The sequence below is a fragment of the Agarilytica rhodophyticola genome (assembly GCF_002157225.2).
GTDB classification, from domain to species: domain Bacteria; phylum Pseudomonadota; class Gammaproteobacteria; order Pseudomonadales; family Cellvibrionaceae; genus Agarilytica; species Agarilytica rhodophyticola.
On the sequence record NZ_CP020038.1, the window covers coordinates 5,631,507 to 5,657,143 of the forward strand.

Here is a 25,637-nt window from a genome sequence, read left to right on the forward strand (position 1 = left end):
TAAATAATTGCCGATTAAAATTCGGTGTTTCAAATACACAGATTGTCAGACTTGACAACATAATAGTGTTTTGACGAAACTATGGGCCGATCCTTGTTTTAAACGGTAGTTTAAACAACAATATGGGTGAGATCTAATCCTCTCCATTTAATCCAGTTACAAAAACATGAATAAACAACTTGGCTTACTTTTAAGTGCATGCTTTCTCTGTGCGCAGCTGTTATCGCTGTCGCATATGTCTGACTATGCCTTCGAAAAACATAGCCATGAAGACCAATTATGTGGCGTCTATATTCAGTCTAAATTTGCCGATGGGGATATTGTCTCAAATCACCCGCTAGCAAGCGCTTTTATTTCAGTGAGTAGTGTACTATTGGTAACGCCACACCGGGATTACGCCTTCACTACGCTTACCACCACTCTACCAAGAGCTCCTCCCTTCAACGTTTAGCAACACATCTATTGTTAGAAAAGCGAATGCAAGATGCTAGCGGAAGGGTAATACCTGTGTTCGAGTATCTAACCTACCGTTGTTTATTTAGATTATTTAAAAGTTTACGCCTTTCCTAAGAATTAAAATTTTGTCTGCGCATAACAAAGTTCCCCTCACGGAACACATATAAGCAGGTCACATAAAAGCAAAATTCTAGGTTATGGGCTCCAATAAAAACTGTATTTAAGGTGTTTTCATGGCCATTAACAAATTTGTCGCTGCTTGTGCTGCGACGGCAACTATATTTATGTCTCCACTATACGCTGGCACGATTAGCGGCACGGTTACAGACACTTCTGGCAAGGCAGTCGATAATGCGAGAGTATATGTAGAAGGTTCAAACATTCAGGTGTACACCAATAAAAAAGGTGAATTTATCATTGAAAATATTGATAAAGAACATCTTCACCTCCACGTTTATTCTTCTGACCATGTTCATGGTGATCGCGAATATTCCGATATTCCTGAGCAACTAGTGGCAGACTTTGTGCTGAGACCTACTCAGGTAGAAAATGTTTTAGTCACAGCCAGTGCACTTACGTCTTCTGTGTTAGAATCTTCCGTACCGGTTTCAATTCTTGAAGGCGATGCTTTAAAGAATAAACAAGCCCCCACTTTAGGAGAAACCTTATCCGGCCTACCGGGCGTGCATTCAACCTATTTTGGGCCTGTCGCAAGCAGCCCTATCATTCGTGGGACAGACGGGCCACGAGTAAAAATCGTACAAAACGGATTAGATATTTCTGACGCATCAAGGGTTGGCCCTGACCACAATCCCGCCAGTGAAGCCTCTACCGCGACCCAGATAGAGGTATTGCGCGGTCCTGCTACTCTGCAATACGGCAGTGGCGCTATTGGCGGTGTTGTTAATGTTGTGGATCAGCGCATTCCTACTCGTGTTCCCAAGAAGCTAACCGGAGAGGCAGAAGTACGATTCGATACAGTCTCTGACGAGGAGTACGCTAAAGTAGATTTAAATGCTGGTGTAGGCATAAGTGCATTCCACTTAGATGCCTTCACCCGTGAAACAGAAAACTACGAAATCCCAGGCTTCGCAGAAAGTATGCCAGATGAAGGTGAAGAACCAGGAACACTAGAAAACAGTGCTATAGATACTCACGGCTTTACCATCGGCACATCTCTAGTCGGCGAACAAGGCTACATTGGTATCGCTTATCAGCGGTTAGAAAATTTGTACGGCATTCCCGGCCATGGTCACGAAGAAGAAGAGGAAGAGCCTCATGCTGGAGAAGAAGAGCCACATGAGGAAGAAGAAGAGGAAGCAATCAGCTTGGATGTGGAAATGGATCGCTATCAGATAAGCGGCGAATGGTTTTCCCCTCTTCCGTTTATCAACTCGATCAATTTGCGCAGCGCCTATACCGAATACCAACATGTGGAACTTGAAGGTGAAGAAATTGGTACTTTATTTACCAATGACACCGTTGAGAACCGCTTATCTCTAACACACAAAGCACTGGGCGGTTGGCATGGTGTTGTCGGACTTCATCAAAGTCATGTGGATTTTTCCGCAGTCGGTGAGGAAGCCTTTACCCCCCGTAGCGATACGCAAACACTGGCCTTATATGTTGTCGAAGAAAAACGCGTTGGGGACTTTATACTAGAGCTAGGCGGACGAGTTGAACGCACAGAGCTTGAAGTTGAACAAGAAGTAGAAGTTGAGCTTGAAGGCCAACAACCCGCTACATTTACTCTCGCAAACCAGGACTTCACCAGCGTGTCATTGTCAGCTGGTACCGTGTGGAACTATCAACAAGGCTATTCTCTTTCTTTGTCGTTAACCCGCTCAGAACGAGCACCTAGCCATCAAGAACTTTTCTCGGCAGGCCCTCATATATCTACGCGAACATTTGACCTCGGCGCAGTATTTACTTTTGATAATCAAGGCAATCTCATTCTCAATGAGCAAGTAGAAGAAGAAATTGCCAATAATATTGACGTGACTTGGCGTAAATACGAAGGGAGTTTTGGTCTGACAGTATCATTATTTTATAACCAAGTAGACGACTATCTCTTCCAAAGTAACACCGGGCTTACTGGAGCTGAAGAATTGCCTGTGTTTATCAATCGCCAGGAAGACGCCACGCTTTACGGTATGGAAAGTGAGTTGTCATTCCAATTCAACAACTTTGTTAGTGCACGCATCATTGCCGACTATATTAATGCGGAACTAGACAACGATGAGCAGCTGCCTCGTACACCACCGTTGAGAATAGGCACATACTTAGACTTCGACGCAAATGCTCTATCCGGTAATATTGGCGTTAATTGGTATGACGAACAAGATGATATCGCACCATTCGAAACAGCGACCGATGGCTATACATTGGTGGAGGCCAACGTTAATTACCGTATTACTACCGGCCCGACAGAATGGACACTATTCTTGCGTGGCCACAACCTAACAGATGAAGAAGCACGCCCGCATACATCATTTATTAAAGATCAAGCACCGCTACCAGGTCGTGGCTTTGCCTTGGGAGTACGTGCAAACTTTTAAAAAATACCTATACTCATACAAAAACGGCTGCATTTATTGCAGCCTTTTTTTGTATATTTGCGATTGCCTTTGCACATTCATCTTACTTTGAACATAGTATTTGTTCCCCTCGCATTAATAAATAAGTGCTCTAATTCATAGCTATTAATATTAGTGCTAAAAACAAGCCAATGGATTATGGTCTAAAATTAGCAATAACCTATTGTCACTTTTCCCAGTATTGAGTTAACAACTAAGGGAGAGGTGGGAGTCATCACACCACCAAGAGGAATACTCCCTAATGCTATCTCAATTTCGCATTGGAACGCGGCTTGGCCTAAGTTTCGCGACGGTACTGGTATTGCTGGTTATGATTGTTTTTGTGGCAACTAGCCGAATCAGCACTTTAAATAGCACAAATGAAAGATTAGTTAACCAAGAGCTAGCTGACCTAGCAGCAGCTTCGGCGATTAATATGGAGGCCGGTGCTGCAGCCTTGAAATTACTTATTATTCTGGCCACTTCAGAACGAGAAGCACGAATTCCTGTTTATAAAAAAATGGATCAACACAATAACAATGTTGATGTATTGATTGATAAACTACAATCAAATCAAGGGGTTGATCAAACTAAGTTAGAACAGTTAAAAAATTCCCAAAAAAAATATCGCTCGTCACTACAAGAGAGCGTTGAGTTATTGGAACTGGATACCGAATCAGCTTTAGAACACTTCTCAGATGAAACCAGCCCCGCACTGGAAAAATTTTTACAGCTTGTGGATGAGCTAGTAGAGACAAAACAAAATAACTTATTGATTGAGCAAAATGCAGCGATAGCATCAAGTAGCAAAACCCTAACACTCATGGTAATTATGGGAGTTACAGCCCTTATACTTGGAGCGTTGCTGGCGTGGGTAGTCGCCCATAGTATTACCAAACCCATCAATAATGCCGTACAAATTGCGCGTAGAATTGCCAATGGTGAATTACATTCACCCCCAGAATATGGGGGCACGGATGAAGCCGCTTCTCTTATGCATGCATTTAGGGATATGTGTATGGGCTTACAAAACCTTGTATCTTCAATTCAGGGGTCGTCTGGCGGCGTTGATTCATCAGCACAAGAACTGACAAATTCAGTAAATACCGTCAAACAAGGCTCTCAAGATCAAAGCGACGCGGTCAGTCATATTGCTTCTTTAGTGAATGAGTTTGCAGATGAAGCTGCTCACGCTGCGGATGCTACTGAAGGCGCTAAAAAACAATTGGATTCAGCGAGAAAACTAGCGCAAGAGGGACAAGCACTTATCCATAAAGCAACATCAGAATTTATTCAAATTTCATCGACCATCAGCGGCTCAGCCCAAGCGGTAGAAACCCTTAGTGAACGCGCTGTTTCCGTTAGAAACCTAGTGACGACGGTGAGGGAAATTGCCGAACAAACCAACCTACTCGCCCTTAATGCGGCCATCGAAGCGGCGCGTGCAGGAGAGAGCGGACGCGGATTTTCAGTGGTGGCAGATGAAGTTCGCGGCCTCGCGAATCGCACAGAACAAGCAACCAGTGAGATCAATACAGTGATTGATGCTATTGACTCAGAAACAAAAATCGCTGTGGACCAAATCACCAACGGCCAACGAGAATTAGAGCAGGGCGTCTCGATTATTCAGGAAATGGTGCAGCCTCTAGAAGATTTAAACTCCGGTGCACAAGCCTCGTTCGCAGGCCTTGAACAATTGGAGCAAACTGTTAATAAACAAGCCGCAGGAAGTGCTGGTATACAGCAGGATATTACCAATATTGATAGGCTCGCCAACCATAACCTGGAGGCGACTAATGAAGTTTGTACAATTGCAAGATCTCTCACTGAGATTTCTGACGATTTAAGAGATCAGGTCATGAAGTTTTCAATTAAATAATTATAACTTCCACTATTTTTTATTCATCATCTCATTTTTATTCGTCATCGCGGTATTGTCAGTATCGGTATCTTTCATTTTTTCCAAACGCAATGTTACTCTGCGATTTTTAGCTCGCCCCCGCGTACTCGCGTTAGACGCAACCGGATAACGCTCTCCGTGCCAACGCACCACCAGGGCATCTTGCGGAATACCTTTAAGAGTCAAATACTCGGCCACTTTATTCGCTCGATGTTTAGAAAGCTCTAGGTTATCCGTTCGATCTCCCGGCTCAGAAGCATGGCCGTCGATATAAAAGCGATTAATCTCACTATCATGCTTCACTAGCATTAATACCTTATCTAACACGCGCATATTGGCTCGTGTTAGCTTGCCAGACTCCACCGGTATGCCTGGCTCAAAATAAAGAGAAGTACGGCGCAGTTGATCAAAGTTAGCAGGCAATAGCCCCGCTAAGCATTTAAGGTATTTACGATACTCTTCGCGAAAGCCGATGGTACCTACGACTAAACGCATAGGCTTTTCAGTTTCATTTTCGTACCAAGCATCGCGCATGAATTCGATATCTTTACCTCGATTTAGCTCGGAGAGCATTTTTTCTGTCTTTTTAGTGCCGATCCATAATGGTCTGCGCCCGCGTTTAACCGCAACATCACCTAGGCTGGACAACTGTGATTGAGCCATCCAAACAGGTGAGGTGGAGACCACTTCAGCCTTACCAGCTTTAAAACGGCTCGATTGAGCGTTCAGATAAAACCTCGACGACTCTCCCGCTTTCGTCCTGAATACCGCCTGACCATAGTAAGGTACGCTATGCTCCATACGGCACTCAAATACAGAAAGCTTAGATGTCCAACTGCTGGCGTTAATTGCATTGGTATAAGTCACTAGTGCCTCTTCTGCAAACAGCCGGCAACAGCAACAACCTACGACAATACATAGCAATATGCGCATACAAGAACCTTCTAACACTAACGCTATGATTACTACTGGAGAGCCTTTTCCTCCATATCAACATTAGCTTTTTATAAAACTCTTAATCATGAAACCTTCAATATAGAGTATAGCCAGTGCTTGCACATAAACGGCAATTGATGACAAAGGAAATACCTGCGCAAAGCGCATTAGTTAATGTTCACTAAGATATTTACTAAATAGTTAAAGATCTTACCGGTCATACACAAATGAAAACTTAGGCGCCATGCAAAACTGTGCAAAATAGCACTTTTTCCGGTAGGATGCGCTACTCACCAAACTGAACTAAATATCTATGGCCGAAACTATCACAATTACAGCACCTGACGACTGGCATATACACCTTAGGGATAAGGAATCGCTCAAATACACAGTTCCAGATGCAGCGATGTCTTTTGAGCGCGCGATTGTCATGCCAAACCTGGTTCCTCCGGTAACGAATGCTCTACATGCTCTAGCTTATAGGGATCGTATCTGCCAGCATATTCCAGAAGGTGTCAGTTTCACGCCATTGATGGTGCTCTACCTCACTGATAACACGGATGCACAAACAATTGCCGATGCTAAAGCTGCTGGTGTAGTAGCGTGCAAGCTTTATCCAGCTGGAGCTACCACCAATTCAGACTCTGGAGTAACGGACATCGCTAAGATAAGCAAAGCTCTTGAGGCGATGGAAGAGCACAACATGCTGTTGTTGGTGCACGGTGAAGTGACGGACTCTCATATCGATATTTTTGATCGTGAAGCCGCATTTATTGAACAACGTATGAAAGGGATAATTCGCAGCTACCCAGGCTTGAAGGTGGTGTTTGAACATATTACAACCGAGGACGCTGTCAGTTTTGTTGCCGAGTCCGGAGCCAATATCGCAGCTACAATTACGGCTCATCATTTAATGTTCAACCGCAATCATATGCTGGTCGGTGGCATTCGTCCTCATTATTATTGCCTGCCTGTTCTAAAACGTAATCGCCATCAGCAAGCCCTTGTTAAGGCAGCAACCCAGGGTGGGGAATCCTTTTTCCTAGGTACCGACTCAGCACCACATGCTAAGAGTGCCAAAGAATCCGCTTGTGGCTGCGCAGGCAGCTATACGGCATTTGCCGCTATGGAAATGTATGCCGAGGTATTTGACCAAGCCGATGCTCTTGATAAGTTAGAAGCCTTCGCAAGCCTGAATGGCCCAAGTTTTTACGGGCTAGAACCGAACAAGACTACTATTACATTAGAAAAAACACCTTGGCATGTGCCAGAGTCCTTCGACTATCTTGGCGAGAAGCTAGTCCCCATTAAAGCGGGCGAAATGTTGAATTGGCAAATAGTGCGTTAGCATCTCACTACTATTGGCCGGCAAATGTTAAATAATTGATATATGGCACCTTGTGACAAATACTCCTGAACCAGAAAAATCACTCATAGCAAAACGATTTCGTGGCTTTTTACCTGTAGCTATAGATGTTGAGACAGGTGGATTCAACTCGACTACTGATGCTTTACTTGAGATAGCTGCAGTCACCCTAAAAATGGATGACGACGGAATACTAACGCGAAATGAAACATTTAACTTCCACGTTGAACCCTTTAATGGCGCAAACATTGAACAATCAGCTCTTGAGTTTACCGGCATTGATTTGGATAACCGCGAAACTGTGCCAGAACATATCGCTATGGATGAGATATTTAAAGCTGTTCGCAAAGAAGTAAAAAGTGCTGGCTGTAATCGCGCCATACTGATCGGACACAACGCTCACTTTGATTTGGGGTTTTTAAATGCGGCTTCTAATCGTTGCCAGATCAAACGCAATCCATTTCACCCCTTCTCATGCTTTGACACGGCGACTCTGTCTGGCGTTGTTTTTGGCCACACAGTATTAGCCAAAGCTTGTACATTAGCGGGCTTTGAGTTTAGCAACAAAGAGGCTCATTCCGCTGCTTATGACGCTGAAAAGACAGCCGATTTATTTTGTTTAATTGTCAATAAGTGGAAAGACTTGGGCGGTTGGCCAATTACAGTAGAAGAGTAAAATAGAATAATTGTAAAGCCCGCTGTAAGCGGGCTTTTTTTGTTACTGGCCTGTTAGCACTAATTTCAATCACTGATTGGCTAAGTATTGGCAACAGACGCTTTTTATAAGTAACAAACGCTTAGACAACTAACTTATAGTTTGTCAGCATTTTCAGACAAGTAAGCGGCAACACCTTCTGGTGATGCGTCCATACCTTTATCACCTTCTTGCCAACCTGCTGGGCATACCTCACCGTGCTCTTGGTGAAACGCAAGTGCATCGACCATACGGATCATTTCGTCAACATTACGCCCCAAAGGTAAGTTATTAACTACTTGATGCTGAACAATTCCCTCTTCGTCAATCAAGAAAGAACCGCGGAAAGCAACACCACCTTCAGACTCAACATCGTAAGCTTTACAAATTTCATGCATCATATCTGCAACTAATGGGTATTTAACAGCACCGATACCACCGTCGTTAATGGCGGTGTTGCGCCATGCATTGTGCGAAAAGTGCGAGTCGATAGAAACCCCGATAACAACTACGCCACGCTTTTCAAATTCAGCCATACGGTGATCAAAAGCTAATAGCTCAGATGGGCACACAAAGGTAAAGTCTAATGGGTAGAAGAATACGACAGCTTTTTTGCCTTTAGTTACTTCAGCAAAGTTAAATTCGTCAACAATTTCTCCACTAGCCAATACTGCAGGTGCAGTAAAATCAGGAGCTGGTTTTCCAACTAATACAGCCATAATGCTTCCTCAAAACATAGTTAATAAAAATAATGATCTCGTATCACCTTAAACATACAAGGTGACAGGTGCATAAAATTCACAGAAATCATCGAATAAAAAACGGATTTAATATGATACACCCGTGGTTATTGAGCTCACATTGTTTTTACAAATCAAAACTATAAATTATATTTATAAATACAATATTCCTCATATATCACGAGATCCTATACATATAGTAACCTTCTGCAAACTTTATTGACAATCATTCTTATTTGCATTAACCTTAATACTGTAGAAATTAATAAGCATTAGCGGTTAGATATTTATGTACGTTTGTCTTTGTAAAGGTGTGACAGATTCACAAATTCGTGAAGCAGTAAATAACGGCGCAGAAAGTATGAGGGCTGTACGTGAGCAGCTTGATGTCTCCAGCCAATGTGGGAAATGCGCTTGCCACGTTCGCGACTTAGTTAAAGACGCCTTGGAAGGCCCCTCTACAAACAAATCCTCCTACTATCAGGTGGCCTAAAATAGGGTAAAAACTACTGACAAGTGGTATAACAGAATAAAAACAAAACGCTACTGGTTCTTATTAACAATCGCATTTATTCTTTTAAATCAAAGACTTATTTGACATAGGTCATTCTCAGCGCGACAATTAGTAATAATTTACCCACCACTATCTAGCTGAGGATTCATCGCATGAAAGGCGACGCTAAGGTTATCGAATTTCTAAATAAGGCATTAGGTAACGAACTTATTGCAATCAACCAATACTTCCTGCATTCGCGTATGTATAAAGACTGGGGCTTAAAAGAGCTAGCAGATCACGAATATGAGGAGAGCATCGATGAAATGAAGCATGCTGACGTCCTTATCGAGCGCATTTTATTCCTTGAAGGCATCCCCAACTTACAACAACTCGGTAAGTTGCTGATCGGTGAGAATACCAAAGAGATGCTGGAATGCGATCTTCAACTCGAACTTAAAGCCATCCCAGATCTGCGAGATGCCATAGAGTACTGTGAATCAGTGCGAGACTATGTGTCTCGAGATATATTTCAGAAGATTCTCGACAGCGAAGAAGAGCACGTGGACTGGATTGAGACACAGTTGAGCTTGATTGATAAGATTGGTTTAGAAAATTACCTACAATCTAAAATGGCCAACTAACATATCGCAAAACTTCGTATGCCTGGGCTGCTAGCAGTCTCAGGCATAATAATACGCCAAACGATATTCAAAGAAGCAAATACTAATTACTCCAGGATAGCGCTAACGCCTAAGGAGTAAGCACGCTTATCGCTAGCATACTTCAGCGAAGACACCGCTACTGATGCCCCCAGCATAAAGCTTTTTTTCGATAACAAGGTTTGTCCTGTACCATTATCGTACTTCACCCCCACAGTTGCTGGAAAATCATAGGCAATCACGTCGCCTTTCTCGATACCAACAGAAAGAGGAAAACGGAAACGCTCAAACCCCTCTCCTTTCGCAGTTACACTCGGGCTTTGCCAAATGACTACGTAACGGTTACCTACCGGACGCAAAATATGGATAGAAAAATCTGTTGACCGTGAGAAATGGCCACTGACACCAATAAGTGTGCCTCGTCTGGGGATCGGATTCGCAAGGTCGACTAACACAGCGGCAGTAGCATCAATTTTAGTGCGGTCAAACAGCTCTTCACCGACATAATCCAGTAAATCACTCAGCACTAAAAATTCTTTTAATTGATCAATTTGTTTTTGAGTAAATTTACGAATTTGCATACGCAGCCCAGATGACTCTTGAACACGTGAACTTTTTTCGGTATCGAGTATTGCCATTACTCTTTTCAGTTCAGTATTGTCTGCGGCCAAAATAGTCTGTTCTGACTCTAAACTACTAATTTGTTGATTCGCTTCCTTAAGCTGGGTCTCAAGTGTGCTATTTTTGTCCATCAAATCCTGAACTTCAGGTGTGATTTCACACCCGGCTAAAGCGATACACATACTCAATGCAAAAAAACGAGGCAACATTGTCTTTCCTTAAAACCAGCTAGCAATTAATAAAGATCAAAATAAGTTATTACCCCATCAAAATAATGTACACAAAGGTATTTCAATGAAGATGTATGCTTACATCTTGTTGCCAAGTAGGCTGACAGGGTATCAATTGAAGAAACTATTCTACCTTGAAAATCGAGGAGTTCAATGTTTCAGAACCGAGACGCATTTCAATTGAATAAACACCAGCGGGAAAACCATCCACAGGACGATCAATACGAAATATAGATTCACCCTCTGTACCCTCTAAAACAACAGGCACTTGGGCTATTTGAACTTGCTTGCCGCCATCCATTAAGACTGCTTGGATGACAGTCGTTGTGGTTTGAAAATTTTCGTAACGAAAACCTAAAAATATTGTACGGTCATTGGCTGCTACTTTTGAATACTCGCCGTTAACACTTTCAATTGGCTCACGCCTAATTGTCATACCACCAATCTTGGGCTGAGCATTAATAATTTTTTCACCAATAACTTCGTCGAGAGCCAGAGCAAGAGACTTCACTCGCTCATGATCGCCAAATTCAGTCAATGGAGCACGCATCGCTTCTTTTGCTTGTAGATACTGCTCATCGCCCACCAACTGCCATATTTTAGCGGATAGTTCGTCGACAACTCTTTCCAGCTCGTCTTTTGCTGTGGCGTTATCAGGGTCTAATCTGAGAACGCTCTGTAAATCATGAAAAGCGGCTTTCTCTGAAGGAGAAAATAGTTCCTTTTTAGCAATTTTTGAATCTGCGCTGGCCAGTAACTTGGCAATAGTTGTTTCCCTGTCCACAGTGGACATAATGTCTGTTCTTATACGTTTGGCATGTTGATTATCCGCATCGATATTTAATGCGTTTTCAATCAGCTTTAACGCTTCACTGGCTTTATTGTTTTTATAACGTTTTTCTGCCAAGTTGGATAAACGTCTTGAGATTTGTTTTTTACCTTCTAGCGCTTGTTCGTTTTCAGCGTCGAGAGCAAGGGCTTTTTCATAACTATCAAGTGCGTTACGACCAACAGGTTTAGTAATATTATTCTGATTTAAATACGCTTCAGCTTCTAGAATTAAACTCATCACTCGTTTTCGTTTTTTTGCAAGGTCTTTTATATCAGTAAAAACTACCTCGTCCTCTTCAGGAAAAAGTGATTGCAGTTGTTTAATGCGTGTATCTAGCTGTGTGGAACTTCCATTCTTACTCGCATGTAGCATTAATCTATCGATCTCACTTTGCTTAAATGCAGCAAATCGTTCAACCGCCGCATGCTCAGGCGGTACTAATGCCATAATTTTACGAAACGTTGAAACAATCTCACTTAAGTAAATATCATCGCTCGTATAAGCTTCTGCTAGTTGATTTATCTTGTTACTTAACGCCGCTATTTGTGCTTGTTTCTCCTGTTCGAGGTTAGCCGCCAACCCGGCATCATCCACTACGTTAGTTACGTTATCAGTAACAATTTCCTCGCCTACATTAGCGCTGCTTGTTTCATCACTTGAGGGGATAATCGGCTCGTCAGGCTCGTATAAAGGTGGCAATAAAGTCGGATCATTATATGTCGAAGTGGGGTCACTTAGTGCAGGAGAAGCAGCCGCCAGCTTGGGAGTTGAATTAACATTATTTGGATTTTGACCTACGTTCTGCTGTTGTTGTCCGTCAGAGACAATCGCTGTCTCACCCATTACGTGACTCAACCAGGGCTCGAATAGTTCAGGCTTTTTAAAATGGGTAAAAACCACTATCACCGACATAACAAATATAGCGGCTACAAACCAAGGCAGAACAGCTTTCTTTTCATCGTTCAGGTTTTCATTGGCAACATTGTAGTCAGGAAAAGCATCCACCATACTAATGTGGTCATCATCGACTTCAAAAGCCTCAGCCTTCTCATCACCAGTATGGCTAAGAGTTGTCATTTCCTCGTCTGCATTGCTACGAGCCACCGACGCTTGTAGAGCAAACGTGGCTGCATGCTCAATGGTATCAATATCGATGCTTTCTAAGTCGGCCATTAATGCTTTAGCGTTCTGATAACGTTTATTCACATCCTTCGCCATCATCTGATCGAGGATAGGCTGCAGACCTGCATATATTTTAGGGAGTGTCGGAACAGGCTCGGTAATGTGTTTAATACCAATAGCTACGGCGGACTCAGCATCATATGGTACTTTTCCAGCCAACACTTTATAAAACACTACGCCTAAACTATAAATATCAGAACGAGAATCTACATTTTTGCCCTTCGCTTGCTCCGGGCTCATATAGTGAGGTGTGCCAATCGCAGTGCCAACTTGAGTCACCATGGTATCGGACTCCGCTGTGCGTGCGATACCGAAATCCATAAGTACGGCACGCCCATCCGACGAATGGAACATAATGTTTTCTGGCTTTATATCGCGATGCACATAGCCTTTACCACCGGCGTAATCCAGGGCCTTGGTTATATCCTTAATCATTTCCATTTTTTCGCGCAGACTTAAGCGCCGCCCCACATGCTTTAAGTCTTTGCCATCTATATATTCCATTGAGAGATAGCAATAGCCGTCATGCATTCCAACATCGTGAACCGTCACGATATTGGGATGCACCAGCTTACTCACAATTTTTGCCTCACGAAAAAAACGCTGGCCAAAATTGGGATCTTCAGCTAAAGCCTTCGACATCACTTTAAGCGCGACTTCGCGCTCAAAGATTTCTTGTACCGCAAGATATACAGTCGCCATACCACCACGGCCAAGAGTACGAAGAATTTTATATCCAGGAATATTCAGCGACATCAAGGGCTACCAAATTATCTGCTTGGGCATAAATGTCATAGATTTAATCAAAAGCACCGTAGTTATAAAACGTGTAGAAAAAAACCCGCCGTGAACAGCTGGCAGTTATAGGTAAAATAATAGCTTAAAAGCCACGTGCTTTAGTAGCCCACACATTAAACTGGCAACCTTGAATGCAGTTATTGTTTCTTTTTTATACCAAACAGACAACTCAACGGCATATTTTGAACAAAATACAGACAAGGCTTGGACTAAATATAGGATATGAACCTAGGCACTAGCGAATATGCATCGTGCCTGAAGCTACGTTATGAATTGTTATCAGAGCTTTCAATATCGACTGAATCGATTAGTGTTTTGAGTTCACCATTTTCATACATCTCAGTAATAATGTCACAGCCACCGACTAATTCACCATTTACCCAAAGCTGTGGAAAGGTTGGCCAATTTGCGTACTTTGGTAAGTTAGTTCGGATATCAGGGTTAGATAGAATATCAACATAGGCAAAGCGCTGGCCGCACGCCATAATTGCTTGGGTAGCTCTTTGTGAAAAACCGCACTGGGGGGCATTTGGAGACCCTTTCATGTAAAGGATGATAGGGTTTTCTTCGATTTGTTTCTTGATAGTATCCATGATGTCCATGGTGGCAAAACCTCGCTTATTACTCGTATCTCGGTTTGTTTAGCTATTTGTTTGACTATATATGTAGCATTTGCGCTACTTACGTTTGCAAAATTTACAATTTTATTTTCGTACAACAAAAACCGAGCTATTTACTCAACTATTCGCCATTCTATCCTAGCTTAGGCGTTTAGTTAAAGAAAATTATTCCTACAAATACGGCTGTCTGAGAAATAACAACTAAATAAGGCAATTCATTAAGCGTCAGCTACCTGAACGGTAATACTCTCTAGTCGCTGGACAACATAGCAATCTATGCTTCAACGCTTTGAAAAATCTGCATTTATTTATAGAATGCTGAATAAACTCAATAGCGGCTTCGGTTATTTGTTGCAGCTTAGTTGCTGCTATGGCAAATCTTTTGAAACAATTTTTATATCTTATGTAACTTGTATAACTTATGTAAGACCGACATAACGCACGTAAATAATACGTAAAATAGGAGCAATACATGTCAGGATCTGCGCTTATTAATACCTATGGTGAGCGAGACATCACGCTAGTCAGAGGCGACGGTGCCTATGTATGGGACAGCGAAGGTAAGCGCTATCTTGATGCCGTAGCCGGCATTGCCGTATGCGGTCTTGGCCATAATCATCCCAAAGTCACCGACGCAATTTGTCAACAAGCCAAAACCCTTATCCACTGTTCTAATTTGTACAATATCGAACCTCAACAGCGACTGGGAAAAGCGCTTATCGATATATCAGGTATGGACAAAGTCTTCTTTTCTAACTCAGGCGCAGAAGCCAATGAGGCAGCAATAAAGATTGCTCGTAAATACGGCCAAGAGCGCGGTATCGGATCACCCGAGATCATCACCACCACCGGGAGCTTTCATGGCAGAACAATGGCGACGCTAACCGCCACCGGCAATCCAAAAGTTAAGCAAGGATTTGCTCCCCTACTCTCAGGCTTTACACACGTTCCCTATAACAATCTAGCGGCAGTCAAAGAAGTCGCCAATGCTAATACTGTGGCAGTTATGGTGGAACCGGTGCAAGGCGAAGGCGGTGTTCATGTGCCAGATGAAGACTATCTCAAAGATTTACGCTCACTCTGCGACCAGAATAACTGGCTTCTAATTATCGATGAGATTCAAACAGGTAATGGCCGCACAGGTAAGTATTTCGCCTGTCAGCACAGCAATGTGCTACCCGACGTTCTCACCACAGCAAAGGGTTTGGGGAATGGCGTTCCTATCGGCGCATGCCTGGTACAAGGAGCTGCGACCGATATTTTGCAACCAGGTAATCATGGCTCTACTTTTGGTGGTAATCCTTTAGCCACTAATACCGCTTTGGCTGTAGTGCAAACACTAATCGATGACGGCCTCATTAAGCATGCCGAGGATATGGGTACCTTCCTAAAGCAAGCTTTCACAGACCGCCTGGAAGGCAATACACATGTGAAAGATATTCGGGGCTTAGGCCTGATGCTGGGTATCGAATTAGATCACGAATGCAGTGATCTAGTGAGTAAAGCAACACAACGTCATTTACTTATTAACATAGCGGCGGGCAATACCATTAGGTTGCTCCCCCCTCTAATTATTGATCAGCAACAAGCCCAGGTAATCATTGACACTGTCTGTGAGCTGATCGAGTCACTTTAATCCTTCAACAAGTTTTATGGCAACCTTTTCACTTTTTAACCAGGTTTATTATCATGGCTACTCGACATTTTTTAACATTATTAGATTGCAGCGCAGCTGAACTACATACTCTTATTGAAGAAGCCATAAAGTTAAAACGCGAATACAAGTCGGGAAAGATTTTTGAGCCATTAAAAAACAAAGTGCTGGGGAAAATTTTTGAAAAGTCTTCCACCCGCACACGTGTATCTTTTGAAGCAGGCATGTTACAGCTTGGTGGCGGCTCCATATTCTTATCCCCTAAGGATACTCAACTGGGCCGCGGTGAACCCATCGAAGACTCTGCTCGCGTATTATCACGCATGGTCGATATCATCATGATTAGAACGTTCGATCATCAGGCCATTGAACGCTTTGCTGAGTACTCCAAAGTACCCATTATTAACGCTTTGACAGATAGCTATCACCCCTGTCAATTGCTCGCCGATGTACAAACCTATGTGGAACACAGAGGCAGCCCACAAGGCAAAACGGTAACTTGGGTAGGAGATGGTAATAACATGTGTCAGTCGTATATAAATGCCGCTCGCCAATGGGATTTCGAACTCAAAATTGCTTGCCCAGAAGGTTTTGCTCCAAATCCAGAGCTAGTGGCAGAGAATAAAGATCGTGTACAAATTTTTAACGATCCTGTGCAAGCGGTAAAAGATGCAGATTGGGTGGTGACAGATGTATGGGCAAGTATGGGACAGGAACAACAACAACAAGCCCGCATAGAAAAATTTTCTAACTACCAAGTCAATCACGAGTTAATGAGTTACGCGCACAATGACGCAGTATTTATGCACTGTTTACCCGCTCACCGTGGTGAAGAAGTCAGCACAGAATTATTAGAAGATGACAGCAAATCTTTGGTTTGGGATGAAGCAGAAAACCGCTTACATGCACAAAAAGCTTTGCTGCTATTTCTGTTACAAAACAGTTAGGGACGATTATTAAGTCCCTATTAAAAATCCCCAATACCACTTGTTATTTTAGCTCTTTGTGCTAGCTCGTATTCTTTTAAAATTTCGCTATAAACAATATAAAAATAAATAAAAAAATATTATACAGTGCCACCATTGCGTCCACGTTTTGATTAACTGGGACGAGATGGGGCGCACAAAGTAAGTAACTACTTCATGCATAATATATTCACACTTTATCCACAAGTAACTCCCAAATAAGCCACCTTGCAATAACACAAAAACCGCATTATCTTGTATTCAAGCCTTGAGAAACCCCTACATATGGTGTTTTGCCGAAGAATAGGCTATCCTTATATAAAGAAGCATTGTTACGCCATAAAAAGTTGTTTTGCGTCACACCTTTGCTTTGTGAATAAAGTAATAATGCAAGCAGTACCATCTATTAAAACGAAAATAAGCATTCGAGATAACAACAAAAGAACAGGATCTTTGCCGATTGTCATAGTTAGTATTTGCAGTTAAAAATTTGTAGGAATTTAAGCGTTTAACTTTGTCGATTTACCTGCTAATGACCAATGGCAAATAAAATAAATAGAACGAAACGAATGCAAATAACGTAATACCAATACTCAATTTAACATTTAAATCTGTAACTGCTACGCCCACTTACTCATGGGTGTTTTTTAATACTTGCTATACCCAGGACTTACAACATAACCCGAGAATCATGAGCACAGACATAATGCAAACAAGTGAAATCGAACAATCAGGGACTCTCTCAGCCAATACCCCCTCTTCTGATGTCAACACAGCTTCTCTCGCTGCAACGGCACCAGGACAACTTAGAGTAATTAAGCGCAACGGCAAAGTCGTGCCTTATGATGACGATAAAATAAACATTGCTATGACCAAGGCTTTCCTTGCTGTTGAAGGTGGTACTGCCGCTGCTTCGAGCCGAATTCATGAATTAGTAGAAAACCTTAGTTCTCAAATCACTGCAACATTTAAACGCAGAATGCCTTCTGGCGGCACGATTCATATAGAAGAAATACAAGATCAGGTTGAGTTAACACTGATGCGTACAGGTGAGCATAAAGTCGCTCGTTCTTACGTTATTTACCGTGCTGAGCGCACCAAACTGCGCGAGCAAGAAGCGACGATTTCAAAGCTTAATGTCGATGTACCCAATATTTCAGTAAAAATGCCTAACGGCGAGTTACAGCCCCTTGATGTTCAACGCATTAAGATCATTGTAGAAGAGGCTTGTTCTGGTCTTAATGAAGTTGAAGGCGAGACAGTATTAAAAGAAGCCTTGCGCAACCTCTACGATGGCGTATCTCTTGAAGATGTAAATACTTCACTTGTTATGTCTGCGCGTACACTAGTTGAGCAAGAGCCTAATTACACTTATGCAACTGCTCGGCTTTTACTCGATAAACTTCGCAGTGAAGCCTTAAGCTTCTTAAAAATTAGTGAATCTGCTACCCAGTCACAAATGACAGAGTTTTACCCTCAAGCCTTTAATACTTACATTCAAAAAGGCGTCGAGTTAGATTTAATCTCTGAAGACTTACTAGACTTTGATATCGAACGCTTAGGACAAGCCTTACTGCCTGAGCGAGACCTGCAGTTTACCTATTTAAGCCTGCAAACCCTTTACGATCGTTACTTCCTACACAGCAATCAGGTGCGAATAGAATTACCACAGATATTCTTTATGCGCGTCGCTATGGGACTGGCATTAAATGAAGCACAAAAGAACGAACGTGCTATAGAGTTTTATCGTTTGCTCTCATCTTTCGATTATATGAGTTCAACACCAACACTATTTAATTCTGGCACTTTAAGACCACAACTTTCCTCGTGCTACCTCACTACAGTTCCAGATGATTTACATGGCATATACGGTGCTATGCAAGATAACGCTATGCTATCTAAGTGGGCGGGCGGGCTTGGCAACGACTGGACGCCAGTACGATCACTTGGTGCTTATATAAAAGGCACCAACGGCAAATCTCAAGGTGTTGTACCATTTTTGAAAGTAGCAAATGATACAGCCGTTGCCGTCAACCAGGGAGGTAAGCGTAAGGGGGCAGTCTGTGCTTACCTTGAAACTTGGCATTTAGATATTGAAGAATTTGTTGAGCTACGCAAAAACACCGGTGACGACCGTCGACGAACACACGATATGAACACCGCTAATTGGGTGCCTGATTTATTTATGAAACGTGTTTTCGAGGATAAAGAATGGACATTATTCTCGCCCAATGATGTACCAGATCTTCACGATTTATACGGAAAAGAATTCCAAGAGAAATACGAAGCATACGAGAGAAAAGCACAAACCGGCGAAATAAAGCTAAGTAAAACCGTGCGCGCGGTAGAACTGTGGCGCAAAATGCTAGGTATGTTATTTGAAACAGGCCATCCATGGATTACATTTAAAGACGTATGTAATCTGCGCAGTCCACAGCAACATGCGGGTGTTGTTCACTCCTCAAACCTGTGCACAGAAATTACCTTAAACACAAGTGCCAATGACGAAATTGCCGTATGTAATCTAGGCTCCATTAATTTGGCACAGCATATTGTCGATGGAAAAATCGACGAGGCCAAACTGGCAGAAACTGTAAAAACTGCAATACGGATGCTCGATAATGTTATCGACATCAATTACTACTCAGTAAAAACAGCGCGCACCTCAAACATGCGCCACCGCCCTATTGGTTTGGGTATCATGGGCTTCCAAGATGCCTTATATAAAATGAATACCGCATACAGTAGCGAAGAAGCCGTAGAGTTCGCTGATCGATCTATGGAGCTAGTCAGTTACTATGCGATTAAAGCCTCTAGCGACCTCGCAGTGGAAAGAGGCAGTTACTCAACTTTCGAAGGCTCCCTTTGGAGTAAAGGAGTACTGCCAATAGATTCAATCGCAATTCTCGAAGAACACCGAGGCAAAAACTTTATTGAAGTGGATAAGTCATCCACTCAAAATTGGGACGCCTTGCGCAAGCAGGTACAAAGCCAAGGTATGCGCAACTCCAATGTTATGGCAATTGCACCTACAGCAACCATTGCTAACATTACGGGTGTTTCTCAATCAATCGAGCCCACTTATCAAAACTTATACGTCAAGTCGAATCTCTCTGGTGAGTTTACTGTTGTTAACCCCTATTTAGTACGTGACCTTAAAGAGCGAGGCCTTTGGGATAGCGTCATGGTCAACGACTTAAAGTACTACGAGGGCTCACTACAAAAAATTGATCGTATACCCGCTGAGCTTAAGGCTTTATATGCTACAGCGTTCGAAGTGGAACCGCGCTGGATTGTTGATGCCGCAAGTCGACGCCAAAAGTGGATTGACCAAGCACAAAGTCTAAATCTTTACGTTTCTGGCGCTAATGGCAAGAAACTTGATATTACCTATCGTATGGCATGGTATCGCGGTTTGAAAACCACCTACTACCTGCGCGCTTTAGCGGCTACCACAACTGAGAAATCCACTATTGATACAGGAGAGCTAAATGCAGTTTCTGCCAAAGCAGCACCAGCGTTATCGGCAGGACCTGCAGAAGTGCCAAAAGCCTGCTCTCTCGATGATCCCGATTGTGAAGCTTGCCAATAAACACGACGAAAAATAACGCGTGTTATTGGATGAGGGGGAGAATCTGTCAGGCGGGAATAGGCCCGCCTGACAGATTTATTATAAAAGATATAAACGACATTCTTAACAAAATTAGGAAATCTAAATATGCTAAGTTGGGACGACTACAACGATGAAGCCACCAGTGAAAAGCCACAAGATGTTGCTGTCAATCAGCAGGCGCTGGACACTTTGAAAAAGCATGAAGCCAACACAGAAGTAAAAAATCCAGAAACAAAAAGTAAAGACGTAGAAGAAGTTAGACAAGAACAAGCGGCAACAGAAACTCAACAGCCGACAGCAACAAAAGCTGTGGAAGCTTCAGAACAGGCTACTGAACAGCCACAAGCAAGCGAAGAGCCTAACGCCGCTACAGATGCCGTAACGCGTGCAAAAAATGCAGTGGCCAAACTTGATCCTGCACCTGGCCTTGAAGAATTAGAAATGGGTGCTGAGCGCGTTGAAGTAGATGATAAGCGCATGATCAACTGCCGCGCGGATTTAAACCAATTAGTGCCGTTTAAATACGACTGGGCTTGGCAAAAATATCTAGATGGCTGTGCTAATCACTGGATGCCACAAGAAGTTAACATGAATGCAGATATTGCTACATGGAAAAATCCAGAAGGTTTAACAGAAGATGAACGCCGTATTGTTATGCGTTCGCTAGGTTATTTCTCAACTGCAGATTCTTTGGTAGCCAATAATTTGGTACTGGCAATTTATCGCCACATCACCAACCCAGAAGCACGCCAATACTTGTTGCGCCAAGCCTTTGAAGAGGCAATTCATACTCATGCTTATCAGTATTGTGTCGAGTCCCTTGGTATGGACGAGTCTGAAGTTTTTAATATGTATCGAGAAGTACCATCGGTAGCAAAGAAAGCAGCATGGAGTATCGCCCATACACATGGCATCAGCAGTCCTGACTTTACGACAGGTACCCATGAAGCCGATCAAGAACTCTTGCGCAACCTTATTGGCTTTTACGCAGTCACTGAAGGAATATTCTTCTACTGTGGTTTTACGCAGATTTTATCTATGGGACGCCGCAACAAAATGACTGGAGTTGCCGAACAATTCCAATACATCCTTAGGGATGAATCTATGCACTTAAATTTCGGCATTGATGTCATCAATCAAATTAAATTAGAAAACCCTGAACTCTGGTCTGAAGCTTTCCAAGATGAAGTCACACAGATGATACTAGAAGGCACTGAGTTAGAGATTGAATATGCCCGCGATAGTATGCCAAGAGGCGTGCTAGGCATGAATGCCGCCATTATGGAAGAGTACTTGCACTTTATTGCCAACCGCCGTTTGGCACAGCTAGGTTTAGCAGAAGCTTACCCTGGTGCACAAAACCCATTCCCATGGATGAGTGAAATTATGGACTTACGCAAAGAGAAAAACTTCTTTGAAACTCGTGTTATCGAATATCAAACAGGTGGTGCTCTAAGCTGGTAAGTTTTAAATAATTGATTGGTAGAGAGCAAGGACGCTCTCATTAACACACGTCATTAAAAACTTCCCCAACAAAGTAGGTGGATGCAGTGGTTATTACATCTGTTAATCAAGAATGTCATCGCAACATCGTATCACAGCAGATCTCAGCAAATGTTCTACAGACATTCGAGAGTTATCCCCATTGCACAACGCCACTCGAAAAAGTTATTCAAAGCCAGTACTACAACAGAGAACTAAAGAAAGCCTCTCGAATTTTTTTTCACTTATCAAAAGATATACGCCGTCAACAAACTCACATAAAAATTCCAAGCTCCTGGTTGTTAAAATGTCTCATCCATAGCCATTTTTGCATACAACCTAATAATGATTGGCGCACTATTGTATCCTGGACTCTCTGTCATATTATTCAATGCGCAACAAAACATAATCACATGGAAACAAGTTTTGTAGAGCTTGATGGTATCACTCCCCTATTCCCCAACAGCGAGAATTTTTCTCTGGAAGATACGAAAGTTTTCGCAACAGCGCTGCTGGTGTTCCTAAAAAATCAGAGTTCGAACGAACAATAATTCAGACACTATTTTTATAGAAAGAAATCACTGAAGAAACACATAACAGATTTCTCATTCACACAGTGATAACCTTGAGCCAATTATAATAGGGGCTAGTATATGTGCTCAGAGCTATTAGTGGTGGTCAGGGTTGTTAACGGGAGCTCAAGGCTGCTAAGCGAGAGTTCAAGACTGTTTTCAAGCGCTAAGAACTATTAGCCAGACAACAACTAACTCGATTAACATTTTCGATTGAAGTCTGTTAACAGACCGAGTCTTTAAAAGAAGAGATTTCAAGTGCAAAGTTCGTTTTTTATCCTTATCGTTATATTTTTACTAAGTGCATGTAGCCGTGACACGGCAGTAGAACAAAATACGCCACCAAAAGCTAAAGCAAGCTTGCCCCCCATAGTAGCAAGGGTAGTGACAGATTATTCTGCACATTGGCTCAGTCCTAATACCTTGATGGTAAAGAAATTCCCTGATGCTAGAACAGTCCGCTTACATTACTCGTTAAATGGAGAAATTGAGATAGGCGAAAAGGAAATAGCCCTCAACAACAGCCCATACCTTGATTTAGAGGAGGTGTTTGATCCCTCCTCAACCGAGATGAGTAGTTCTTTTGCCGTAGGCTATACCGTCGTAAAACCCAAAAGGTCTATTAACAGTACTGCTTTGAAAGCTTTACTTAAAGGGCAGTTAGTTATTATTCAATTCGATGACAGTGAAAAAATTGTTAGCGCATCGCAAGTCCAATACGGCAAGCTGATCGATGTACTTTATACCTTGGGTGATAATGATGCCGATGAGATCTCAGATTACGGAGCGACTATCTCAAATAACCAAGTACAGTTTAAACTGTGGGCACCAACAGCAAGAGAGGTTCAAGTTCTACTATTCGATAAGGATAAAAAGCCTCTATCACCATCCTCAATAAATATGCAAGAAGATACCATTAGTGGAACATGGCGAGCACTAGGTAATATTAAGCTGCAAAATGCCTACTACCAATACAAAGTCACTGTCTACCATCCTACAACACAGGCGATAGAAAGTGTCATAACAACAGACCCATACTCACTGAGTTTGTCAACGAACAGTATTTATTCGCAAGTTGTCGATCTCAACCACCCCGCCACTAAACCAACAGATTGGGATAATCATACGATACCCACAATTGCTAATTACGAAGATAGTATTTTTTATGAGATGCACATTCGTGATTTTAGTGCTTCTGATTCATCTATCTCTAACTCCCAAGTCCGCGGCAAGTATGGTGCCTTTAGTGAAAAGAATAGTGATGGGATAAAACACCTAAAGCGACTACAAAAAGCAGGACTCACTCACTTACACTTATTACCTACCTTCGATATAGCAAGTATCAACGAAGACCCTAAGCAAACTATTTATCCACATGATAGTTTAGAAAAAGTATGCCGCTTAGCACCTGATAATGCTATTTGTCAGAGCGACTATAAACCAAACTGGACTCTACAACAGCTTTTACAGAGCTATCCAACTCAAAGCGACTACGCCCAAAAAACCATCGAGTCCTTGCGCGCACTAGATCCCTATAATTGGGGCTATGACCCATATCACTACACAGTACCTGAAGGCAGCTACGCACGAGCACCAGAAGGGTTTAGCCGAATTGTTGAGTTTCGAGAAATGATCAAGTCCATTCATACCATGGGCTTTCGAGTGATTATGGATGTGGTATACAACCACACCTATGCTGCACACTTAGAAAAACAATCTGTACTCGATAAAATTGTTCCCAATTATTATCACCGTTTGAACACATCCACGGGTAAGATTGAACAGTCAACGTGTTGTGACAATACGGCAACAGAAAATACTATGATGGGCAAGCTCATGATGGACTCCCTTGCCGTTTGGGCAAGAGACTACAAAATTGATGGCTTTCGCTTCGATTTGATGGGACACCAACCAAAAGCACTGATGCTTGCCGCTTACCAGCGTGTAAAAGCATTAGACCCTGATAACTATTTCTACGGAGAAGGCTGGAACTTCGGTGAAGTAAAAGACAATGCACTTTTCGTACAGGCAACACAATACGAACTAGCAGGTACACAAATAGGCACATTTTCAGATCGCAGTCGCGATGCTATTCGCGGTGGCGCCCCCTTTCACGAGGGCTCAGCAATTCGCCAAGGGCAAGGCATTAGTAATGGTCTATTTGTTCTACCTAATGATCTTCAACCCCCTACCCAAGACCCATCACACTTGCTGCTATCCATGGATCAAGTACGTATCGGTTTGGCCGGCAACCTTGCAAACTTTCCCATCAAAAATAGCAACAATGAACAAGTTAGCGGCAAAGATATTCCCTATGGAGACTCAGTAACGGGCTATGCCTCAGATCCAGCAGATACCATCAGCTATGTCTCCAAACACGATAACCAAACCCTATGGGACAATAACCAATACCGCATCCCCTATAATACCAGTACAGAAGATAGAGTTCGCATGCAAAACCTGGCCCTGGCCTATCCTTTATTATCGCAAGGCATACCTTTTATTCACATGGGTTCTGAGCTACTTCGCTCAAAAAGTTTTTTGCGCGATAGTTATGATTATAACGACTGGTTTAATCGCCTAGACTTTAGCATGAAAAGCAACAACTATAATGTAGGCCTCCCACCGGCAGCGAAAGACCAGAAAAACTGGCCGCTTATTCTGGAATTATTGGAAAGAAACCAGGGCAGAGACCAGGTAAAACCTCAGCACATCCGCTTTGCAGCAAGCATCTTTATGGAATGGCTACAAATACGTTCCCAATCTCCCCTTTTACGACTAACCTCAGAAAAGGAAATTATTCAGCGCTTACGTTTCCACAATACAGGTAAAGATCAACAATTGGGCTTAATTGCAATGGAAATTAGCGACGTAGGGTTTACGGACAATATAGATAGCAACTATCAAAAGATATTTATTATTTTTAATAATAATATAAATACCCAGACTTTTTCTTACAATAACGCTGAAGTCTTCTCTTTGCACCCTGTACAAGCAAAAGGTGCAGATACTAAAGTCCGCACAATAGCGAAAGTCTCGACCAATGGTTTTACTGTTCCTGGCCTAAGTGCCGTTGTTTTTGTGCAAGCTGAGTAGAAAGAGTTAATTTAGCGTATTGTAAGTCTGCACTAGGGCCTTATAACACTAATAGAGAGTGACCAGACAGGTATTAATAGGCCCTGATCTTATATATGCTGTTTTTTCAAGCACCCACTATGGTCAATTTCCTACAAGCATCCAAGCAA

At 42.5% G+C, this 25,637-nt stretch carries 18 protein-coding genes; 13 read left to right on the forward strand and 5 right to left on the reverse strand.

The window, feature by feature from the left end; genetic code table 11:
* Positions 1-166 precede the first annotated feature (166 nt).
* The 3 genes from BVC89_RS23380 (at position 167) to BVC89_RS23390 (ending at position 4,911) form a co-directional block, all read left to right on the forward strand.
* On the forward strand, positions 167-451 hold the full coding sequence (locus BVC89_RS23380; RefSeq protein WP_086933526.1) for a hypothetical protein: 285 nt from the start codon (positions 167-169) through the stop codon (positions 449-451).
* A gap of 238 nt (positions 452-689) precedes the next feature.
* The gene (locus BVC89_RS23385; protein WP_216825032.1) at positions 690-3,014 is read left to right on the forward strand and encodes a TonB-dependent receptor; all 2,325 of its coding nucleotides are present in this window, start codon (positions 690-692) and stop codon (positions 3,012-3,014) included.
* A 280-nt stretch (positions 3,015-3,294) separates the two neighbouring features.
* Positions 3,295-4,911 (forward strand): methyl-accepting chemotaxis protein, encoded by a 1,617-nt coding sequence (locus BVC89_RS23390; RefSeq protein ID WP_086933527.1) that lies wholly within the window; start codon positions 3,295-3,297, stop codon positions 4,909-4,911.
* A 12-nt stretch (positions 4,912-4,923) separates the two neighbouring features.
* Here BVC89_RS23390 and BVC89_RS23395 read toward each other — a convergent pair whose 3' ends face one another.
* The gene (locus BVC89_RS23395) at positions 4,924-5,865 is read right to left on the reverse strand and encodes a flagellar protein MotY (protein WP_173780739.1); all 942 of its coding nucleotides are present in this window, start codon (positions 5,863-5,865) and stop codon (positions 4,924-4,926) included.
* 316 nt (positions 5,866-6,181) lie between these two features.
* On the opposite strand from BVC89_RS23395, the gene pyrC reads away from it, so the two are divergent.
* Positions 6,182-7,216, forward strand: coding sequence for a dihydroorotase (gene pyrC, locus BVC89_RS23400; RefSeq protein ID WP_086933529.1), 1,035 nt, complete (start codon positions 6,182-6,184; stop codon positions 7,214-7,216).
* A 52-nt stretch (positions 7,217-7,268) separates the two neighbouring features.
* Positions 7,269-7,910: a ribonuclease T gene (rnt, locus tag BVC89_RS23405; protein ID WP_216825033.1), complete on the forward strand. Its 642-nt coding sequence runs from the start codon at positions 7,269-7,271 to the stop codon at positions 7,908-7,910.
* A 134-nt stretch (positions 7,911-8,044) separates the two neighbouring features.
* On the opposite strand, the gene BVC89_RS23410 is transcribed toward rnt, so the two are convergent.
* Complete coding sequence (locus tag BVC89_RS23410; protein WP_086933530.1) at positions 8,045-8,647, reverse strand: peroxiredoxin; 603 nt, start codon at positions 8,645-8,647, stop codon at positions 8,045-8,047.
* 310 nt (positions 8,648-8,957) lie between these two features.
* Between BVC89_RS23410 and BVC89_RS23415 the strand changes: the two genes are divergently transcribed.
* On the forward strand, positions 8,958-9,161 hold the full coding sequence (locus tag BVC89_RS23415; RefSeq protein ID WP_086933531.1) for a bacterioferritin-associated ferredoxin: 204 nt from the start codon (positions 8,958-8,960) through the stop codon (positions 9,159-9,161).
* 173 nt (positions 9,162-9,334) lie between these two features.
* Positions 9,335-9,805 (forward strand): bacterioferritin, encoded by a 471-nt coding sequence (gene bfr, locus BVC89_RS23420; RefSeq protein WP_086933532.1) that lies wholly within the window; start codon positions 9,335-9,337, stop codon positions 9,803-9,805.
* A gap of 86 nt (positions 9,806-9,891) precedes the next feature.
* On the opposite strand, the gene BVC89_RS23425 is transcribed toward bfr, so the two are convergent.
* The 3 genes from BVC89_RS23425 to grxD form a co-directional block, all read right to left on the reverse strand.
* A complete protein-coding gene (locus BVC89_RS23425; protein WP_086933533.1) occupies positions 9,892-10,653 on the reverse strand; it encodes a hypothetical protein in 762 nt (253 codons plus the stop codon).
* 145 nt (positions 10,654-10,798) lie between these two features.
* Complete coding sequence (locus BVC89_RS23430) at positions 10,799-13,444, reverse strand: serine/threonine-protein kinase (RefSeq protein WP_086933534.1); 2,646 nt, start codon at positions 13,442-13,444, stop codon at positions 10,799-10,801.
* A 308-nt stretch (positions 13,445-13,752) separates the two neighbouring features.
* Positions 13,753-14,088, reverse strand: a complete 336-nt coding sequence (gene grxD, locus BVC89_RS23435; RefSeq protein WP_086933535.1) for a Grx4 family monothiol glutaredoxin — start codon at positions 14,086-14,088, stop codon at positions 13,753-13,755.
* Positions 14,089-14,578: 490 nt separating this feature from the next.
* On the opposite strand from grxD, the gene BVC89_RS23440 reads away from it, so the two are divergent.
* The 6 genes from BVC89_RS23440 to pulA all read left to right on the forward strand — a co-directional run bounded on the left by BVC89_RS23440 (position 14,579) and on the right by pulA (position 25,488).
* The gene (locus tag BVC89_RS23440; protein WP_086933536.1) at positions 14,579-15,742 is read left to right on the forward strand and encodes an acetylornithine transaminase; all 1,164 of its coding nucleotides are present in this window, start codon (positions 14,579-14,581) and stop codon (positions 15,740-15,742) included.
* Positions 15,743-15,795: 53 nt separating this feature from the next.
* On the forward strand, positions 15,796-16,707 hold the full coding sequence (argF, locus tag BVC89_RS23445; protein WP_086933537.1) for an ornithine carbamoyltransferase: 912 nt from the start codon (positions 15,796-15,798) through the stop codon (positions 16,705-16,707).
* A gap of 724 nt (positions 16,708-17,431) precedes the next feature.
* Positions 17,432-20,317, forward strand: a complete 2,886-nt coding sequence (locus tag BVC89_RS23450) for a ribonucleoside-diphosphate reductase subunit alpha (RefSeq protein ID WP_086934725.1) — start codon at positions 17,432-17,434, stop codon at positions 20,315-20,317.
* Positions 20,318-20,443: 126 nt separating this feature from the next.
* The gene (locus BVC89_RS23455; protein WP_086933538.1) at positions 20,444-21,802 is read left to right on the forward strand and encodes a ribonucleotide-diphosphate reductase subunit beta; all 1,359 of its coding nucleotides are present in this window, start codon (positions 20,444-20,446) and stop codon (positions 21,800-21,802) included.
* Between the two features lie 86 nt (positions 21,803-21,888).
* A complete protein-coding gene (locus BVC89_RS23460; RefSeq protein WP_086933539.1) occupies positions 21,889-22,371 on the forward strand; it encodes a nucleotidyltransferase-like protein in 483 nt (160 codons plus the stop codon).
* A gap of 279 nt (positions 22,372-22,650) precedes the next feature.
* On the forward strand, positions 22,651-25,488 hold the full coding sequence (gene pulA / locus BVC89_RS23465; protein WP_086933540.1) for a pullulanase-type alpha-1,6-glucosidase: 2,838 nt from the start codon (positions 22,651-22,653) through the stop codon (positions 25,486-25,488).
* Positions 25,489-25,637: the final 149 nt, after the last annotated feature.

Coding starts and splice junctions, on each gene's coding strand:
- BVC89_RS23380 (WP_086933526.1), top strand. CDS start 167: ATGAATAAACAACTTGGCTTACTTTTAAGTGCATGCTTTCTCTGTGCG.
- BVC89_RS23385 (WP_216825032.1), top strand. CDS start 690: ATGGCCATTAACAAATTTGTCGCTGCTTGTGCTGCGACGGCAACTATA.
- BVC89_RS23390 (WP_086933527.1), top strand. CDS start 3,295: ATGCTATCTCAATTTCGCATTGGAACGCGGCTTGGCCTAAGTTTCGCG.
- BVC89_RS23395 (WP_173780739.1), bottom strand. CDS start 5,865: ATGCGCATATTGCTATGTATTGTCGTAGGTTGTTGCTGTTGCCGGCTG.
- pyrC (WP_086933529.1), top strand. CDS start 6,182: ATGGCCGAAACTATCACAATTACAGCACCTGACGACTGGCATATACAC.
- BVC89_RS23410 (WP_086933530.1), bottom strand. CDS start 8,647: ATGGCTGTATTAGTTGGAAAACCAGCTCCTGATTTTACTGCACCTGCA.
- BVC89_RS23415 (WP_086933531.1), top strand. CDS start 8,958: ATGTACGTTTGTCTTTGTAAAGGTGTGACAGATTCACAAATTCGTGAA.
- bfr (WP_086933532.1), top strand. CDS start 9,335: ATGAAAGGCGACGCTAAGGTTATCGAATTTCTAAATAAGGCATTAGGT.
- BVC89_RS23425 (WP_086933533.1), bottom strand. CDS start 10,653: ATGTTGCCTCGTTTTTTTGCATTGAGTATGTGTATCGCTTTAGCCGGG.
- BVC89_RS23430 (WP_086933534.1), bottom strand. CDS start 13,444: ATGTCGCTGAATATTCCTGGATATAAAATTCTTCGTACTCTTGGCCGT.
- grxD (WP_086933535.1), bottom strand. CDS start 14,088: ATGGACATCATGGATACTATCAAGAAACAAATCGAAGAAAACCCTATC.
- BVC89_RS23440 (WP_086933536.1), top strand. CDS start 14,579: ATGTCAGGATCTGCGCTTATTAATACCTATGGTGAGCGAGACATCACG.
- argF (WP_086933537.1), top strand. CDS start 15,796: ATGGCTACTCGACATTTTTTAACATTATTAGATTGCAGCGCAGCTGAA.
- BVC89_RS23450 (WP_086934725.1), top strand. CDS start 17,432: ATGCAAACAAGTGAAATCGAACAATCAGGGACTCTCTCAGCCAATACC.
- BVC89_RS23455 (WP_086933538.1), top strand. CDS start 20,444: ATGCTAAGTTGGGACGACTACAACGATGAAGCCACCAGTGAAAAGCCA.